Origin of the sequence: Nakamurella lactea DSM 19367 (genome assembly GCF_000426645.1) — a bacterium.
GTDB lineage: Bacteria > Actinomycetota > Actinomycetes > Mycobacteriales > Nakamurellaceae > Nakamurella > Nakamurella lactea.
In genome coordinates, this window is record NZ_AUFT01000017.1 from 107,931 (window position 1) to 125,590 (window position 17,660).

Annotated in this window: 16 protein-coding genes; 8 read left to right on the plus strand and 8 right to left on the minus strand. The window is 70.3% G+C overall.

The window, feature by feature from the left end; all coding sequences use genetic code 11:
- Nucleotides 1-6 precede the first annotated feature (6 nt).
- Nucleotides 7-1,317: an MFS transporter gene (locus K340_RS0116615; protein ID WP_029137544.1), complete on the minus strand. Its 1,311-nt coding sequence runs from the start codon at nt 1,315-1,317 to the stop codon at nt 7-9.
- Nucleotides 1,318-1,323: 6 nt separating this feature from the next.
- Nucleotides 1,324-1,962 (minus strand): acyltransferase, encoded by a 639-nt coding sequence (locus tag K340_RS36710; protein WP_211229495.1) that lies wholly within the window; start codon nt 1,960-1,962, stop codon nt 1,324-1,326.
- 259 nt (nt 1,963-2,221) lie between these two features.
- Between K340_RS36710 and K340_RS30795 the strand changes: the two genes are divergently transcribed.
- The 6 genes from K340_RS30795 (at nt 2,222) to K340_RS30810 (ending at nt 8,571) form a co-directional block, all read left to right on the plus strand.
- Nucleotides 2,222-4,153 (plus strand): DUF4012 domain-containing protein, encoded by a 1,932-nt coding sequence (locus tag K340_RS30795; protein ID WP_051266599.1) that lies wholly within the window; start codon nt 2,222-2,224, stop codon nt 4,151-4,153.
- A 140-nt stretch (nt 4,154-4,293) separates the two neighbouring features.
- Nucleotides 4,294-4,635 (plus strand): hypothetical protein, encoded by a 342-nt coding sequence (locus tag K340_RS0116630; protein ID WP_154674311.1) that lies wholly within the window; start codon nt 4,294-4,296, stop codon nt 4,633-4,635.
- A gap of 37 nt (nt 4,636-4,672) precedes the next feature.
- Complete coding sequence (locus K340_RS30800) at nt 4,673-5,572, plus strand: SurA N-terminal domain-containing protein (RefSeq protein WP_037365182.1); 900 nt, start codon at nt 4,673-4,675, stop codon at nt 5,570-5,572.
- A 3-nt stretch (nt 5,573-5,575) separates the two neighbouring features.
- Nucleotides 5,576-6,247 (plus strand): MazG family protein, encoded by a 672-nt coding sequence (locus K340_RS30805; protein ID WP_037365184.1) that lies wholly within the window; start codon nt 5,576-5,578, stop codon nt 6,245-6,247.
- A gap of 51 nt (nt 6,248-6,298) precedes the next feature.
- Nucleotides 6,299-7,729 (plus strand): dihydrolipoyl dehydrogenase family protein, encoded by a 1,431-nt coding sequence (locus K340_RS0116640; protein ID WP_051266601.1) that lies wholly within the window; start codon nt 6,299-6,301, stop codon nt 7,727-7,729.
- A gap of 29 nt (nt 7,730-7,758) precedes the next feature.
- A complete protein-coding gene (locus tag K340_RS30810; protein ID WP_051266604.1) occupies nt 7,759-8,571 on the plus strand; it encodes a class I SAM-dependent methyltransferase in 813 nt (270 codons plus the stop codon).
- Nucleotides 8,572-8,621: 50 nt separating this feature from the next.
- On the opposite strand, the gene K340_RS0116650 is transcribed toward K340_RS30810, so the two are convergent.
- A complete protein-coding gene (locus tag K340_RS0116650; protein ID WP_029137547.1) occupies nt 8,622-8,843 on the minus strand; it encodes a hypothetical protein in 222 nt (73 codons plus the stop codon).
- Between the two features lie 30 nt (nt 8,844-8,873).
- Nucleotides 8,874-9,209 carry a hypothetical protein gene (locus K340_RS30815; protein WP_037365186.1) on the minus strand — a complete coding sequence of 112 codons (336 nt, stop codon included), beginning with the start codon at nt 9,207-9,209 and terminating at the stop codon, nt 8,874-8,876.
- Between the two features lie 140 nt (nt 9,210-9,349).
- On the opposite strand from K340_RS30815, the gene K340_RS34445 reads away from it, so the two are divergent.
- Nucleotides 9,350-11,242 (plus strand): HNH endonuclease signature motif containing protein, encoded by a 1,893-nt coding sequence (locus K340_RS34445; RefSeq protein ID WP_051266606.1) that lies wholly within the window; start codon nt 9,350-9,352, stop codon nt 11,240-11,242.
- 350 nt (nt 11,243-11,592) lie between these two features.
- Here the strand turns inward: K340_RS34445 and K340_RS0116665 are convergent, their stop codons facing one another.
- The 4 genes from K340_RS0116665 to K340_RS0116680 form a co-directional block, all read right to left on the minus strand.
- Nucleotides 11,593-13,266 (minus strand): ABC transporter permease, encoded by a 1,674-nt coding sequence (locus tag K340_RS0116665; protein WP_029137548.1) that lies wholly within the window; start codon nt 13,264-13,266, stop codon nt 11,593-11,595.
- Entirely contained in the window at nt 13,263-14,240 is a 978-nt protein-coding gene (locus K340_RS30825; RefSeq protein WP_037365189.1) for an ABC transporter ATP-binding protein, read from the minus strand. The genes K340_RS0116665 and K340_RS30825 overlap by 4 nt, the downstream gene beginning before the upstream one ends.
- The gene (locus K340_RS30830; RefSeq protein WP_161632126.1) at nt 14,237-14,941 is read right to left on the minus strand and encodes a TetR family transcriptional regulator; all 705 of its coding nucleotides are present in this window, start codon (nt 14,939-14,941) and stop codon (nt 14,237-14,239) included. The genes K340_RS30825 and K340_RS30830 overlap by 4 nt, the downstream gene beginning before the upstream one ends.
- Nucleotides 14,942-15,124: 183 nt before the next feature.
- Nucleotides 15,125-16,276, minus strand: a complete 1,152-nt coding sequence (locus tag K340_RS0116680) for a Gfo/Idh/MocA family protein (protein ID WP_029137549.1) — start codon at nt 16,274-16,276, stop codon at nt 15,125-15,127.
- A gap of 110 nt (nt 16,277-16,386) precedes the next feature.
- Between K340_RS0116680 and K340_RS0116685 the strand changes: the two genes are divergently transcribed.
- Nucleotides 16,387-17,625, plus strand: a complete 1,239-nt coding sequence (locus K340_RS0116685) for an Nramp family divalent metal transporter (RefSeq protein ID WP_029137550.1) — start codon at nt 16,387-16,389, stop codon at nt 17,623-17,625.
- Nucleotides 17,626-17,660 lie beyond the last annotated feature (35 nt).

Here is a 17,660-nt window from a genome sequence, read left to right on the forward strand (position 1 = left end):
CCGACGTCACTGCGTCACCGCCGCCGATGCGGGCCTGGCGATCCGGAGCAGCCAGCCGGCGATCGGCACGGTGATCACCATGCCGACCCCCATCACCAGCAACGCCACCGACCGGTCGCTCACCTGCCAGACCAACCCGAACAGGATCGATGAGGCGAACCTGGCCAGCGCCACCACGGTCTGCGCGGCACTGATGCCGGTCGCCCGCGCCGCCTCCGGCACCTCCCGGCTGGCCAGCGCCGCCAGCACCCCGTCGGTCGCCGCATAGAAGGTGCCCAGCAACAGCAGCGTCGCCACCGCGCCGCCGAGGCCGCCGAAGTGCGATGCCGCCAACGCATACGAGGCCAGCAGCAGCACGTGTCCGGCGATGAAGACCTTGCCGCGGCCGATCCGGTCGGCCAGCTTCCCGAGCGGGATGGCCAGGCCGAGATAGGCGGCGTTGGTGCCGACGAACAGCAGCGGGAAGTACTGCGCGGAGATCTGGCCACCGTCCTGCAGGGCCAGGTAGAGGAACCCGTCGCCGACGGTCACCACGCTCAGCAGCCCGGCGGCGATCAGCAACCGGCGCAGGCCGGGCTGCCGCAGGTCGGCCAGCCGCAGCTTGCGCGGCGGCGCGACCGGCTCGGCAGCCCCGTCAGCCCCGGCGTCCTTCGCATCGCGGGACCTGCGGCGCAGATCCGGGACGGCCAGCACCAGAACGGCGACACCCATCACCGCGAACGCCGCGGAGAAGACGAAAACTGTTTGGTAGCCGCCGATCCCGAACGGGAACATGGCCAGCACGGCGAAGGCCAGCAGCGGGCCGATCAGCGCGCCGGTGGTGTCCATCGCCCGGTGCACGCCGAAGTTGCGGCCGAGATGATCCGGGTCGGACGCGGTCGCGATCAGCGCGTCGCGCGGGCCGGTGCGCAGCCCCTTGCCGATCCGGTCGGCGGCGATGGTCGAGGTGATGAACCAGAAGCCCTGGGTGATCAGCAGGACGAACCGGGACAGCGCGGACAGCCCGTAGCCGACCGCGGCCACCCACTTCGGCCGATCCGAGCTGTCGGCCCACCAGCCGCCGGCGATCCGGACCAGCGCGCTGACGCCCTGGTAGATGCCGTCGACGAAGCCGTAGGCGAGCGGTCCCATGCCGATGACCACGGTGATGTACAGCGGCAGCACCGCGGCCACCGACTCCGAGGAGATATCGGTGAGCAGGCTGACGAAACCCAGGCCCAGCACCGCACCCGGCACCCGCTTGCGGATGGACCGGCCCGGGCCGGAATCGGTGGTGGTGGAACCTTTTCCGGGGGTGCCGCGCAGGGTGACGTACATATCGGATCAGGCCTCGGTGGTCGCGGCCGCGGGTACCGCTCCGGCGTCGGCGAGCCCGTCTGTCGCCGCGAGACCGTCGCCGGAGCGCTGGTAGCGGCGACCGCAGGCGCACCGCAGGCTGTCGTCCAGCCGTTCGCCGCAGCTGCAGACCCAGCCGCGGACCCGGCCCGGATTGCCGACCACGAACGCGTGATCGGGCACATCGGCGACCACCACCGCGCCGGCGCCGATGAAGGCGTTGGCCCCGATGGTGACGCCGCAGACCACCGTCACCCGGGCGCCGAGGGTGGCACCGGTGCGGACCAGGGTGGGCAGCAGGGCGTCAGCCCCGCGTTTGATCGCGGCCCGCGGCCGCAGGTCATTGGTGAAGGCGACCCCGGGACCGAGGAAGACCTCGTCCTCGACGGTGACGCCCTCGAAGATCATCACCTGGTTCTTGATGGTGACCCGGTCGCCGACTACCGCGCCGTACTCGACATAGGCGCCGTCGCAGACGTTGCAGTCGGTGCCGATCACCGCGCCGTCCACCACGTGCGCGAACGCCCAGACCCTGGTTCCGGCGCCGACGGTCGAACTCTCGCAGAGCCCGAGCGGGTGCACGAAGACGCCCGCCGGCAGTTGCTGCCCACCGCGATCGCCCACCACGAATTCCTCCTGCGCCGACGCCCTGCCGGGCCCACCCCCGGGTGCCGCGGCCGCTGCCGGCCACGCTCTGATGAGGTCAGTGTCGCACCTCGAGCGAAGTTGCGCTAGGTAGCCATGGGTCTCAGTTTCATATCCACCGAAAGAGTGATGACTGCACAAACTCGCGACTGACAGTCGGGAAACGGCGACAAGAGTGGCATGCTTTTGGGTGAGCGGAGGTCTTCGCCTCTCGCGATCGGCCCGGTGAGTGGAGCACGGTGTGAGCACGGAGGAAGCTGCTGCCCGACCGGCGGAGCAGCCCGCTGCCGTGCCGCCGGACGAGCCTGCTGCCGTGCCGCCGGAGCAGCCCGCTGCCGCGCCGCCGGACGAACCGACCGACAAGTCGCCGATCGGGGCCGGGCGGAAGCGCCGCCGGCTGCGCGGCCGGATCCTGCTCGGGCTCGGCATCCTGCTGCTGGCCGTGGTCGGCTGGGTGGGTTTCCGTGCCTATCAGGCGTATCACCATCTGACCGCGGCGAAAGGCGTCGTCGCAGACCTGCAGACCGAGTTCGATTCTCACGGCATCAGCGAGCCGGACACGCTGATCGCGCTGGCCGGGAAGCTGCGCGACGAGGCCGCGGCCGCCCGGTCGGCGGTCGACGACCCGCTGTACCGACTGGCGACAGTGGTGCCCTGGCTGGGCGACAACCTCGACGCTGTCGGCCAGGTGTCCCGGGCCGTCGACGCGGTCGCCGCGCCGCTGCCGGCCGCAGCGGAACTCACCCGCTCGCTGGATGCCGGTCACCTGCTGCCGAAGAACGGGGCGATGGACCTGGCCGTCGTCCAGTCCGGTGCCACCAGCATGCTGGCGATGGACGGCGCCGTGAAGCAGGCGCAGGCGCTGGTCGCCGGCGTGGACCGCAGCCACCTGGTCGGCCCGGTCGACGATGCGGTGGCGCTGTTCCAACAGGAGCTGCCCAGGGTCGAGCGGATGACCGATGCCGGTGCCCGGCTCGGCCGGCTGGTCGGCCCGATGCTCGGTGCAGACGGGCCGCGCACGTATCTGCTGGTGTTCCAGAACCTGGCCGAGCCGCGCGCCACCGGTGGCATCTTCGGCTCCTACGCGGCGATCCGGATCGACGACGGGAAGATGTCGATCACCGCCCAAGGGGCGGCCAGTCGGGACATCCCGGTCTTCGACCCGCCGATCGAGAAGGTCGACGCGGCAACCACATCGCTGTACACCGACCTGGTCGCGCGCTATCCCACCGACGTCAATTTCACCCCCGACTTCCCATCGGCCGCGTCGACGTTCGCGAAGATGTACACCGCGCGCACCGGCAGTCAGGTCGATGGCGTGGTGGCGATCGACCCGATGGTCGTCTCCCGGATGCTGGTGGCGCACGACCCGATCACCCTGGCCGACGGACAGCAGCTGGATTCCGCGAACGCCGTCGAGTTCCTGCTGTCCGGCATCTACCAGCAGTTCCCGCGCTCCGGCGACGTGCCGGCCCGTGATGCCTACCTGGGTGCGGCCACCGCTGCGGTGTTCCAGGCGCTCACCTCCGGCGGCGGCGACCTGCGGGTGACGGTGAGCAACACCAAGGACATGGTCGATCAACGCCGGGTGCTGATCTGGAGCGCGCATCCCACCGAGCAGGCCGAGATCCTCACCACCGCGGTGAGTGGCCGGCTGCCGGACGACCCGCTCGGAGTTCCGAGCGTCGGGGTGTTCGTCAACGACGGCAGCGGCTCGAAGCTCGGCTACTACCTGGATGCCATCACCCGGTTGTCCGCGACCCAGTGCCATCCGGACGGCAGCCGGCAGTTGGCGCTGTCGGCCACCTTCGCCAACGATGCGCCGAAGACCGGGCTGTCGCCGTACGTGCTCGGCGGCGTCGGCACCGGCAAGCCCTATCAACTGCGCACCAACATCCTGCTGTTCGCACCGACCGGTGGGTCGCTGGGTGCCGTACTGGTTGACGGCACGGCGGTGCCGACCCTGCGCGGCACCGATCACGGCCGGCAGGTCGCGGTCGTCACCCTCGACCTGATGCCGGGGCAGAAGGCCACCGTGACCGCCGACCTGGCGGCGCCGGATCCGGGCGACGGCAGCACGCTGGTCGACCCCCGGCTGATCACCACCCCGGGTCCGCGGCTCTGGGACAACCACGCCGAGCGTTACCCGGCCTGCGCCCCGGCGACGCCCTGAGTCGATCGCCGCGGGTCACAAATGGCCAGGCACGATTCACTCGATAGGCGTAAGATATCCAGTTGAACCCGGAATCTGCCTGCTGAGAGTTACCATCAGTACTTAATAACTGGCCCGAGTGTGTGATGAGGGAACCGAGCATGTTACGTAAAGCTACCGCCGCCGCAGTCGTCACGGCCGTCGCGTTGCTGACGATGGTCGTATCCGCCGCTCAGGGCTGGGCCGACACGGTCGCCCCGTACCCGGCACCCCCGGTGACCGGCAGCACGATCGCGCTCACCACCTCGTCGGCCGTCCCGCTCACCACCTCATCTGCTGTGGTGCCGCCCGCGCCGGTGCCGGTCCAGCCGGCCGTCGACCTGGCCTCCACCGGAGCCGGCTTGAACGTGGGGCTCACCGTAGGCATCGGACTGGCGATCATCCTGCTCGGCATCACCCTGGTGGTGCTCGGCGCGCGTCGGTCCGGCCGCAAGCACGCCTGATCGTTCGTCAGCCCGGCGGGGATGAGAAGCTAGGGACGTGCCCTCCCTCACACTCGCGCGCTCGCCCCGTACCCGCCGGCTGACGGCGGTCGCGGCCGCCGTCATTCTCGGTCTGTCACTGAACGCCTGCACCGACCAGGTCGGCTCCGCCGCGACCGTCAACGGGCAGCGGATCGACGAGTCGTTCGTTTCGGCGACCACCGCCGCGCTGACGGCCGGCGCCGAGACTCCGCCGGGCAACAACGAGTTGCAGTTCCGGAACCGGCAGGTGCTCACCAACCAGATCCGGCACGACCTGATCACCCAGGCCGCCGCGGCCGAGAAGCTGACGGTCGACGAGGCCCAGGTCAACGCGACCACCTCGGAGGGTGCAGAGCAGCTGCTGCAGGTGCTCGGCGGCGGTTACACCGAGGCTCAGGTGCCGCAGGCCGTCCGCGACACCCTGCTGGTGCTGCAGTTGGCGCAACGGGACCAGGGCAAGAAGGCCACCGACGTGCAGGTCAAGGCCGACATCATCAGCGGCTACGCCAACCGGGCCGAGGCGATCGCCGCCCGGGAGCGGTTCCTGGCCGACCCGGCCGCGATGAAGACCGCACTCACCGCGGCAGCCGCCGAACAGAAGGGTGGCACGCAGTCGATCAGCCTGCTCACCCAGCCGCAGTACGCCGGTTTCGGGCTGTACACCGAGCCGGTCGGCTCGATCGTGCTGGTCGACATCGACAACGGCGCCTCGCTGGCCAGGATCACCGAGCGCAAGGTCGTCGAGTCCGACCAGCTGGCCACCAACATCCAGAACGCCACCGGCGCCGACCAGTTCGCGCTGGCCTGGCTGGCGTTGGCCTCGTACGTACGCAACGAGCCGGTCACGGTCAACCCGCGGTTCGGCGTCTGGGATCCGGTCGCTCTGCAGGTAGTGCCTGCGCAGTCCGGGATCTGAGCGGTGACCGTTCCCGAGATCGCCGGCGCTCGGCTGCTCGAGGCGGTTGCGGTGATGGACCGGTTGCGCTCGCCCGGTGGGTGCCCCTGGGACGCCGAGCAGACCCACACCTCGCTGCTGCGGTACCTCATCGAGGAGTGTTACGAGCTGGTGCAGGCGATCGAGGACGGGGAGCCGGCGGCCTTCCGTGAGGAACTCGGAGACGTGCTGCTGCAGGTGCTTTTCCATGCCCGGATCGCCGCCGAAACCCCTGCCGCCGACGGCGGTTTCACCATCGACGACGTCGCCGGCGACCTTGCCGAGAAGCTGCGGCGCCGTCATCCCCACGTCTTTGGCACAGCGGCCGGTGACCCGGCCGCAGCGGTGACCACCGCCACCGACCAGCAGGACCGCTGGGACGAGCTGAAGAAGGCCGAACGCACCGCCAAGAACGGCCGGGCGCACGTGCTGGACGGGGTGGCGCTCGGTCAGCCGGCGGTGGCGTTGGCCGGCAAGCTCGGTTCCCGCGCCGCGAAGTTCGACGACCGCACGCCGCTGCCGGACGGCGATTCCACTGCCGAACAGATCTTCCGGCTGGCCTACGCTGCCGGCGCCCGCGGTGACGACCCGGAGACCGCGTTGCGGGCGGTTGCCAGGGCGCACGCGGAGCGGATGCGCGACACGGATCCGGCGTAGATTTCGGGGCAGCCCGCCGCGCCGGACCCGGGCGGAACGGAAGGCGCCACCATGGATCCGTTGCCCGTGGAGCCGCAGCACTTGGAGTCCCTGCACGTCGACCTGTTGGTGATCGGCTGGGGCAAGGGCGGCAAGACGCTGGCCGGCACCGTCGGCCGGTCCGGCAAGCGCGTCGCCATGGTCGAGCAGTCGGCCGACATGTACGGCGGCACCTGCATCAACATCGGCTGCGTCCCGACCAAGACCCTGCTGCATGACGCCGATCAGGCATCGGTCCGGGGTGGCGATCGCCGGGCTGGGTACGCCGCGGCGATCGACCGCAAGAACCGGCTGACGGCGGCCATGCGGGCCAAGAACTTCGCCATGTTGGACACGGTGGACACCGTCACCACGATCACCGGTAGGGCCACCTTCACCGGCCCGAAGCAGGTGGAGGTGACCGGCGGCGACGACCGGCTGACGATCACCGCCGACACCGTGGTGATCAACACCGGCGCCCTACCGGTGCTGCCGAAGATCCCCGGCATCGACGGCCGCAGGGTGCTCACCAGCACCGACCTGATCGCCGGCACCGAGCTGCCCGGCCGGCTGGCGGTGATCGGCGGCGGATCGATCGGTCTGGAACTGGCGAACATGTACCGGGAGTTCGGATCCGAGGTCACCGTGCTCGAGGGCGCGCCGGCGATCCTCGGCCGGGAGGACGACGATGTGGCGGCCGCGGTCCGGGAGATCCTCACCGACACCGGAATCACGTTGCTGGAGGGCGCATCGGTCACCGAGATCGTCGACGGTGCCGATGCCGCCACCGTCCGCTACACGGTCGGGGAGCGGCCGGGCTCGGTCGCGGCGGACGCGGTGCTGGTGGTGGTCGGCCGCCGGCCGAATACCGACGGACTCGGGTTGGCCGCGGCGGGTGTTCAGCTGACCGAGCGCGGCGCTGTCCGGGTCGACGAACACCTGCGCACGACGGCCGACGGGGTGTTCGCGGTGGGGGACGTGAACGGCGGTCCGCAGTTCACCTACGTCTCGCTGGACGACAACCGAATCGTGCTGGATCAGCTTGCCGGGCAAGGGGTCCGGTCCACGGCCGATCGGGTGGCGGTGCCGGCCACCACCTTCATCACGCCGCCGCTGGCGCGGGTGGGGATGACGGAGCGGGAAGCGGTCGACGCCGGACACGAGGTGCTGGTCGGGAAGAAGAAGGTCGCGGAGGTCGCGGCGATGCCGCGGCCGAAGGCGGTCGCCGAACCGCGCGGGCTGCTCAAGCTGGTGGTCGATGCCGACACCGATCAGTTGCTCGGCGCGGCCTGGCTCTCGGTGGACGGCCAGGAAGTGATCAACCTGCTGGCGCTGGCCATCCGTACCGGGGTCACCGCGAGCACGCTGCGGGACTCGATCTGGACGCATCCCTCCACCACCGAAGGGCTCAACGAGGTGCTGGGCACGCTCGTGCCCACCCGGCTGGGCCGCGCTCGAGCCTGAAGCGCGCTCGAACCTGAAGAAGGAAGTGAATGACGATGGCCGACGCCGGAACCTTCGATGCCAGGGCGGCGCAGTGGCAGGAGTGGTGGAGCTCGCTGGCCGACCCGGCCCGGCACGTGCTGCTGTCGCTGGCCAAGGTCGGCCCAGGCACCCGGCTGCTGGATGTCGGTTGCGGTAGCGGTGAGTTGGCCGCGATGGCGGCCGATCTGGGAGCCGACGTCAGCGGCGTCGATGCTTCCGACAACATGGTGCTGATCGCCGGGAACACCGTGCCGCGGGCCGACATCCGGCAGGGTTCGTCCGAGCGGCTGCCGTGGCCCGACGACTCGTTCGACGTGGTGACCGCCGTCAACTCGTTCCAGTTCTCCGACGACGTGACGGTACCGGTCACCGAGGCCGTCCGGGTGCTGGCGCCCGGTGGCGTGCTGGCGGTCTGCAACTGGGCCGAGCGCGAGCACCAGCAGGTGCGGGAGGTCGACGACGCGGTCGCTGGATTGGGCCCGGAACGCGCCGGACCGTCGGTGCGCGACCCGGACGTGCGCAGTGCCGGTGTGCTGGAGGAACTGCTGGAAGGGGCCGGGCTGCGGGTGACAGCGGCCGGCGAGGTGCCGGTTCCGTACGAATTGGCTGACGAGCGGGAACTGTTGCAGGCCTTCGCCTTCGAGCTGCCCGACGTGCTTCCCGAGCACGTCACCGACCAATTGGTCGCCACCACCGTCGAGCGAGCGGCCGCGCCCTACCGGCTGGATGACGGCAGCTATCGCTTCGAGAACATCTTCCGGTACGTGCTGGCGACCGCGCCGAGGCGGGCCGCGGGGCGGGGCGCCGCCGGGCGTGCCTGACAGCGGCCAGGATGCCCGGGACCCGCCGGCTCTTGCGGCGTTCAAATGCGTCAGTGGACGTAGCGCTGCCGTTGGGCCTGGGTCGACGAAGGCGCCGTCCTCGTCCTGCCCGCGACGCACCACGCCCCGTCCAGGCTGCCAGGCCAGAGCTGTATGGCAGACCTGCCGAGCAGGTCGACATCGAGCGCGTTGATCAGTTCGGTGAACACCTCGACGACCCGGCGGTCGACCGCCGCCCGCAGTCTGCTCCAGGTCCGATAGCGGCGCTCCATCGACGATGACGAAACCCAGGCAGCAGCACGCTATATGGCGATGGCGCCGTTCGTCTGCCGAGCGCCACTGTTGATCGGGATCGCCGCCTCGGTGCCGGCCATCCAGACCGCGAAGGTCGCCACGCCGGCGTTGAAGGCCACCAGGCGCCGGTCCCAGCGGGTCTCCCCGGTGCGCGCGCCGCGACCCACCAGGGCCAGGCCGCCGGTCAGGTTCAGCAGCCCCCACACCGCGTTCACCGCCGGTGAGGAGTCCTTGCCCGCCAGCGGGGTGAGATGCCGACGCCCGGTGACCGCGGAAGCCAGGTGCGGCCCGCAGTTTCCGACCAGCAGCCCGCCCAGAAAACAGATCGTTCGATTCGAGACCATGCCCACCGTCCTGTCGTCGTAGTCGTTTCGCGCTGTTCCGCCCCGAGATGGGCCCCGCGCATAGGCGAGGCTACTCAGCAATTCAACCGGAAGCAGGCGATCAGAGGGCACTGTCGGTGCCGGGTTCTAGGGTTGTTGGCATGGGGAAGGCCTGGGGCGCGGACACGGTGGGAGAGCTCGATGAGCTGCTCGCCTCCGGTGCTGCGGTGGTCGCCGGGTTGCGGGATTTGCCGTGGTGGCGGTTGGGTGAGGATCGGTTGTTGTCGGCGACGCAGCAGGTGGAGGCGTTGCTGCGGAGCGCTTTTGGTGTGCAGGTGCGGTTGGCGGCGGAGTTGGAGGTACGCGGGGTCGCGAAGTCGCATGCGGTGTCCTCGACGTCGAAGCTGCTAAGCCAGTTGTTGTCGATCACGCCGGGGGAGGCGCGGGGTCGGGTGCTGGCCGCGCAGAGCATTCTGGCGCCGGAGGCGTCCGCCGAAGAGGTAGCCCGGTCGGTGACGGACCCGGATGCCGGGGCGGTAGCGGAGCTACCGCACTTGAGCGCAGCGGTCGATGCCGGTGAGGTCGGGTTCGATCACAGTCGAGTGATCATCACCGCGATGCGGGGCATTCCGACCAAGGTGGACGAGGAGCTGCGGCGACTGTGTGAGCGGGTGTTGGTGGAGGCGGCCAAGGACCGGGACGCCAACCAGTTGAAGGATGTCGCCGAGCAGATCCGCAACATCACCGATCCGGACGGGTCGTTGAACGATCTGGATGCGACGGATCGGGTCGAGTTGTCGATCGGTAGTCGCCGCGGTGATGGGTTGACGCCGTTTCGTGGCTTGTTGGACGACCTGGGCACGGAATTGCTCCGTAAGGCGGTAGAACCGTTGGCCAAGCCCCGTCCGGCCGGGCCGGATCTGCCGGACCTGCGGCCGGCCGGGGTGCGGCGGGGGCAGGCGCTGGTCGAGGTGTGTCGGCGGTTCCTGAAGGCCGGTGACGGACCGACCAATGGTGGGGTGCGGCCGCAGGCGACGGTGACCGTCGGCCTGGCGGATCTGATCGATGGTCGCGGTATCGCGACGCTGGATTTCGTGGGCACGGTGTCGGCACGGATCGCCAGGGTCCTTGCCTGTGACGCCGATGTACGCCCCATCCTCTTGTCCTCGGAGGCGCTGCCGTTGGAGGCGTGGACGAAGCGGCGGTCGTTCCCACCCGCGTTGCGGCGAGCGTTGGAAATTCGCGATGGTGCCGGGTGTGCCTGGCCGGGATGCGATGCGCCGAGTGGGTGGTGCGACGCGCACCATGTTGTCTTCTGGGCCAACGGCGGGCTGACGGTGCCCGAGAACGGTGTGCTGCTCTGTGGTTTTCACCATACGGAGATCCACCGTGGTCGGTGGTTGTGTCGGATGGGCGCCGACGGGCGCCCGGAGTTCATCCCGCCCAGGTGGCTGGATCCGGCCCAGCGGCCCCGCCGGAATCACCTGTTCACCGCGGGCGGCCACTTCACCGGGACTGCCGGCCCTGCCGACACCAAGTCCGGTGACCCCGACTCGAGTCGGCCTGGTTCCGGCGACACCCAGTCCGGTGACCCCGATCCCGGCGGCGCTGAGTCGAGTGGCTCTGGCTCTGGCGGCGCTGAGTCGAGTGGCTCTGGCTCTGGCGCCGCTGAGTCGAGTGGCTCTGGCTCTGGCGGCGGTAAGTCCGAAGACCCCGAGTCCGGCCGGGCGCCGGATCCATCCCCGACCGATACCTCTGCACCCGAGGCGATACCGAGATCCGCCGGGCTACGCCGTGACCCCAGGTCCCTGAAGTCTCTGCGGCCGTCGACCTCGCCGTCCGGGTGCGCCGGAGACCGGCCGACGAGAGTGCCGGCCCGGTGGGTCGACGACCGCTCGGCCGGACAAGGACCCTCATCCGATCCCCGGCCGCGGCACCCCCGGCGGACAGCACCGGCCCGCCGGCACCGGGACAGCCGATGCCGGCCACCGATAGACCGGGTGTGGCCAGCTGTCCGGATCGGCGTGCAGGTCACCCTGCGCCGGCGCCAGTGAGCCGCCCGGTCGCGCGCCCGACCGCGCGCCCGACCGCGGGTCGGGCGCCCGACCCGCGCGTCCGAACCGAGCACCCGACCGCGCGTCCGAACCGAGCACCCGACCGCGCGTCCGACCCGAGCGGAGCTGCGCATACCAGCACCGGCAGTCCACCGGTGCCGCGACGGCATACCCAGAATGCGGTGCGCTGCCTCCGCGCCGGTCACCCATTGGCAGGGTGTCGACCAGGATCAATGCGTGACGGTGGCGGCCCAGACTTCTACTCTTCGGGTTCTGCCCACGCCCGAGCATGCGCGCGGAGTGCCGAGCATGCGCGCGGAGTGCCGAGCAAGCGCGAGGAGTGCCGCGCGTCAGCGCGACATCAGGTCCCGGCGACGGAATCCGACGAAGCCGATCGCCAGGAACAGCGCAGCGATCATGGTGAGGACACCCATTGCCAGCCACGGGATCCCGGACGTGGCGACCGTCCCCGAATGGACGAAAGGCGACAGATCCAGCAGCCATCGTGGCAGCTGCAGTGCCGGGCCGAGTTGGGCGATCAACACCGCCGCCACCAGCACGATCCAGGACGTCACCCACAGCCGGGGCAGCAGGCCGAAGATCGCGACGGCGATGCCGCCGACCACCCAGCAGGCCGGTAGTTGCGCGAGCATCGTTCTGACGGAATCGCCGAAGCCATTAGCGAAGTCGCCGGAGCGGGCACCGTGCAGGACGCCGGTCGTGATGCCCGCGGCGACCAACATCACCGTCGGGACGACCAGCGCGAACAGGACGTGACTCGCCAGCCAGCGCGGCCGGGGGACCGGGGTGGCGAGCAGCAGGGCGGCCCGTTCGGACTGTTCCTCGCCGTTCATCCGGCCGGCCGCGGAGATCGCCGCGATGCCGGCCAGGATGCCGGCCATCCCGCCGAGCGCGCTGAGCACCGCATCGGTGATCGCGCCCGGACCGCCCATGTCCTTGAGGATCTCGGTCATCTGCGGGCTGTCGGAGAACAGATCCTTGGTGCTGTCGACGATGCCACCGATCACCAGCCCGAACACCGCCAGCGCCGCCGTCCAACCGATTGCCGCCGGCAGCTGCAGCCGGCGGGCCAGTCCCAGCGGGGTGCCGATGGTGCCGCGGCCGGCGCCGAGTCGCGCCGGGAACAGGCCGAGCCCGACGTCCCGCCGGCCGAGCAGCCGCAGCGCCAACAGCACCAGTAGGGCCGTCGTCACCAGCATCAGCGCGATCACCGCGAAGTTGTTGGCCGCGAAGGCTTCCACGTTCTCCGCCCAGCCCAGCGGCGACAACCAGCGCACCCACGCGCTGCCGTCACCTCCGGCGTCGGCCACCGCCCTGATGCCGAACGAGACACCCAGCGCCAGACCGGAAATGCCCAGCGCGGGCCGGGCGCCGTCGAACAGTTGCGCGGCGACCGCCGCCACCGCGGCGAACAACAGCCCCACGCAGGCCAGGTTCAGCCCCAGCACCAACGATCCGGTGACGTTCTCGCCCTTGATGATCAGCGCCCCGGCGGTCAGTACGAAGATGCCCGAGCAGCCGACCAGCGCGGTGCCCAGGCCGGCCAGCAGTGGCGCGGCCCGGCCGACCACGGTGGACAGCAACAGCTCGGTGCGGCCGGCCTCCTCGTCGGTCCGGGTCCGGCGGACCACGGTGAAGATGCCCATCAGGGCCGCCAGCACGCCGCCGAGCAGGGTGGTGCGCCAGGCGGTCAGCCCGCCGAGCGACGAGTCGAAGATCTTCCCGGTGAGGACGGCGAACGCCGGTTGGTTGGCCAGGCTGTCGGCGAACTGCGCGCGGGAGGCGGCGTCCGGGTAGAGTCCGGCGAACGCGAGCAGGGTGGACAGCACGATGGCCAGCACCCCGTAGATCCAGGCGGCCAACGGAATCCGCTCCCGACGCAGCCCGAACTTCAGCAGGGCAGCGGTGCCGGCGGTCGGGCTGCCGCCGAGTCCGGACGACCGGCCGGCCGCGGCGCGGACCGTCCTGGGGCGCGGCGAGGGCGTGGTGGCGAGGGCACTCATCGCCGCTCACCGGTTCCGTTTGCCCCCCGCTCTCCGGCGCTCCGGTCGGCACGTTGTCCGTCAGCGGCCCTCCCGTCAGCGCTGTAGTGCCGCATGAACAGCTCCTCCAGGGTCGGCGGCTGGCTGCTCAGCGCGCGCACCCCGGCGCGGGACATCCGGCCGAGCACATCGCCGAGTTGTTCGGTGTCCACCGACAGCGACACCTGGCTGCCGTTGACCTTCACGTCGTGTACGCCAGTGGACCCCTGCAGGTCATCCGGCACCCGATCCAGATCCGCCTTGACCGTGGTGCGGGTCAGATGCCGCAGCTGGGTCAGCGTGCCGGATTCAACCACGGTGCCGTTGCGGATGATCGACACCCGATCGCACAGCGCCTCCACCTCGGACAGGATGTGACTGGAAAGCAGCACGGTGGTGCCCCGCTGCCTGGCCTGCCGGATGCAGTCCTGGAACACCGCCTCCATCAACGGATCCAGCCCGTTGGTCGGCTCGTCCAGGATCAGCAATTCGACGTCGGAGGCCAGCGCGGCGATGATCGCCACCTTCTGCCGGTTGCCCTTGGAGTAGGTGCGGCACTTGCGCCGCGGATCGAGTTCGAACCGTTCGACGAGGTCGTCGCGGCGGGCGGTGTCGACGGTGCCGCGGAGCTTGGCCATCAGGTCGATCACCTCGCCGCCGGTGAGCGATGGCCACAAGGTGACGTCGCCCGGGACATAGGCCAGCCGACGATGCAGTTGCACCGCATCGGTCCACGGGTCGCCGCCGAGTAGCCGCGCGGTGCCGCTGTCGGCCCGCAGCAGGCCGAGCAGCACTCGGATGGCGGTGGACTTCCCGGCGCCGTTCGGCCCGAGGAAGCCGTGCACCTCGTCGGTGGCGATGTTCAGGTCCAAGTCGTGCAGTGCGGTGACCGGCCCGAAAGTCTTGGTGACGCCGGCGATCTCGATGGCCAGGTCGGTCTTGGTCGGTGCAGTCATGACATGCCTTTCGGGTGATTCGTTGATTGAGTGGCGTTCGCGGCGCTGCGGGCGGCCGGTCCCTTCGCCTTCTCGGCGGCCGTGGCGGTACGCAGCGCGTCGCGGATCCGAGAATCGGTGAACAGGCCGTCGGTGTACACATCCAGGCCCTCGTCGGTGAACAGATCTATGAGTCGGTCCGGGATCTCGATCGGGTCGACGTCCTCGCCGACGATGTAGCGCCCCAACAGCATCGAGCCGAGCGAGTAGCTGGTGAGCATCAATGCCCTGGTGTGTTCGTCGCGGGCCGGACGAACGATGCCGGACCGGACCGCGTTGGCCATGTAGCCCTCGACGTCGGCGACCATCCCGTCGAACACCCGGTGGGCGAACTCGCCGCCGTCGAGAAGGGCGCGGGTGACATAGATCGCCGCGGGCGAGTGGTTCGTCCTGATGGAGAACTGCCGTAGCAGCTCGCCGGCGCTGACGTCGTCCGCGGTGGAGGTGATCACCGCGTGGAACTCGTCCCAGACCGCGTCGTCGCAGGCCTGCCGCAGACCCGCTTTGGAGCCGAAGTGGTGCAGCACCAGAGCCGGGGACACCCCCGCCGCTGTCGCCACCGCGCGGACCGTCGTGGAGGCGAAGCCCTGCCGGGCGATCAGCATTGTCGCCGCGTCCCGGATCCGGGCCCGCGCCGTCAGGTCATCCTCGGCTGAACGCACGGTCAACATGCTAAACGCGCGTTCAGCCTCGCCGCAACCCCCATTCCCGGCGAGGATCGACTTCGCCTACGAGGGTCAGACTGTTGCGTTCTGTCCCATCCGTCACAGAACGGGAAAAGTAGATCCCCGCAACGGGGATCCGGGGGTCGGCTATGGCGCCGGCTGATCCACTCCGGTAGCGGGCTACTCGCCAGGCAATACGACGCCGAGCTGACGACGGGCCTCGTCCAGCGTCGTCATGATCGACATCGTCTCGTCCAGCGGCATGATCGGCGATTCGAGATGACCGTCGGAGATCAGCTGGGCCAGGTGCGCGGCCTCGTAGGCGAGGGCCTCGTGGCCGCGGATCGGGCCGCCGTCGAACTCCAGCCTGCTGCCGTCGCGGTGCAGGTAGGTCAGCGTGCCCGGCGCGTAGAACGGCCCGCTGATCTCCACCCGGGCAACGGTTCCGGACACGGTCGCGGTGGTCGGGGTGGCGGCGAACAGCGTGGTGTTCACCAGCGCCTGCGCTCCGCCACGGGCGTCGCGGCCGGCGTCACCGGCCGCCTCACCGGCCGCGTCACCGGCCGCGTCACCGGCTGCGCCGCCGGCCGCGTCACCGGCCGCGCCGCCGGCCAAGTCACCGGCTTCCAGCAGCAGCGACACCTGCCCGTCCACCCCGGTGAAGGCCTTACTGCCGCGGGCCGTCACCGCGGTCGGTGCGCCCAGCACCATCGACGCGAACGAGACCGGATAGATGCCCAGGTCCAGCAGCGCGCCGCCGGCCAGATCCGGGTTGAACAGCCGGAACTCCGGGTCGGGCGCGAAATACTGGCCGTGGTCGGCGATGACGGTGACCACCTCGCCGAGCGCGCCGTCGGCCAACAGCTGCCGCAAGATGTCGGCCTGCGGCAGGAAACGCGCCCACATCGCCTCCATGGCCGTCACCCCGGCGGCCCTGGCCGCCGCCACCATCTCGGCCGCCTCGCCCGCGTTGCGGGCGAAAGCCTTCTCCACCAAGACGTTCTTGCCGGCGGCCATCGCCGCCATGGCCTGCCGGTGGTGCTCGGAGTGCGGTGACGCGATGTAGACCACGTCGATCTCGTCGTCGGCCAGCATCGCCTCCATCGACCCGTGCGCCCGATCGATACCGAACCGGTCGGCGAACGCCCTGGCCGACTCCGGCGAGCGCGAGCCGATCGCCACCACCCGCTGGCTGGTGTGCTTGAGCAGCGCGTCGGTCATCGAGGCGGCGATCCCGCCGGTGGACAGGATGCCCCAGCGCAGCGGGGGAGCGTCGGCCGGATCGGGCACGCGAGAGGTGGGCAGCGCGGTGAGCGCGGCGTCGGTCGTCATGCCCGACAAGTTAGCCCGGGAGGCGTCGGCCCGGGAACGCGCACCGGGCCGCCGGCCCGCAGGTCGGCCGGGTGAGCAGATGTGTCACCCCGGTAGGCAACAATGAGGCGATGTTCGCGCCCAAACCGACCGCCCCCGGCGCTACCCGCGCCGGGCTCTGGTCGATGCTCGGGCCGGCCTTCGTGGCCGCGGTGGCGTATGTCGATCCGGGCAACGTGGCGGCGAACCTGCAGGCGGGTGCCCGCTACGGCTACCTCCTGGTCTGGGTGTTGGTGCTGGCCACCATTGCCGCCGGGCTGGTGCAGTACCTGAGCGCGAAGGTCGGCCTGGCCACCGGCGCCTCGCTGCCCGAGTTGGTGGCCGGCCGGACCTCGACCCGCGGCCGGATCGCCTATTGGCTGCAGGCCGAGGCGGTCGCGATGGCGACCGATCTGGCCGAGGTGATCGGCGGTGCGATCGCGCTGAACCTGCTGTTCGATCTGCCGTTGCTGCTCGGCGGGGTGATCGCCGGGGTGGTGTCTCTGCTGGTGCTGTTGATCCAGGACCGGCGCGGGCAGCGGCCGTTCGAGCGGGTCATCACCGGGCTGTTGCTGGTGATCGCGATCGGGTTCGTGGCCGGCCTTTTCGTCTCGCCGCCGTCGGCCTCCGGGGTGGCGTCCGGCCTGGTGCCGAGGTTCGCCGGCACCGATTCGGTGTTGTTGGCGACCGCGATGCTCGGCGCCACGGTGATGCCGCACGTCGTCTATCTGCACTCGGCGTTGTCCCGCGACCGGTTCGGCCGGGTCGAGCCCGGTCCGAAGCGGGAGCGGTTGCTCGCCGGCACCCGGTTCGACGTGACCGGCGCAATGCTGCTGGCCGGGGCGGTCAACATCAGCATGCTGCTGCTGGCGGCGTCGGCGCTGCAGGGCACCGGCGACATCGACACCATCGAGGGCGCGCATGCCGCGGTCTCCGACTCGCTCGGATCAGGCATCGCGCTACTGTTCGCGATCGGGCTGCTGGCCTCGGGACTGGCCTCCACCTCGGTCGGCTGCTACGCCGGCAGCGTCATCATGGAGGGCCTGCTCAAACGCAAGATCAACCTGTTGGCCCGCCGCGCGGTGACGTTGATCCCGGCTTTCATCGTGCTGGCCGTCGGCGCCGAACCCACTGGCGTGCTGGTGATCTCCCAGGTCATCCTGAGTTTCGGGCTGCCGTTCGTGCTGGTCCCGTTGGTGAGGTTCTCCGCGGATCGCCGCCTGATGGCTGACGCCACCAACAGCCGGCTGACCAGCGCGCTGGCCTGGGCGGTGACCATCGCGATCAGCGCGCTGAATCTCTACCTGGTGGCGTCCTTCTTCATCGGATGAACGGGCGAGCGTTAGCCCCAACGGTCGCGACCCCG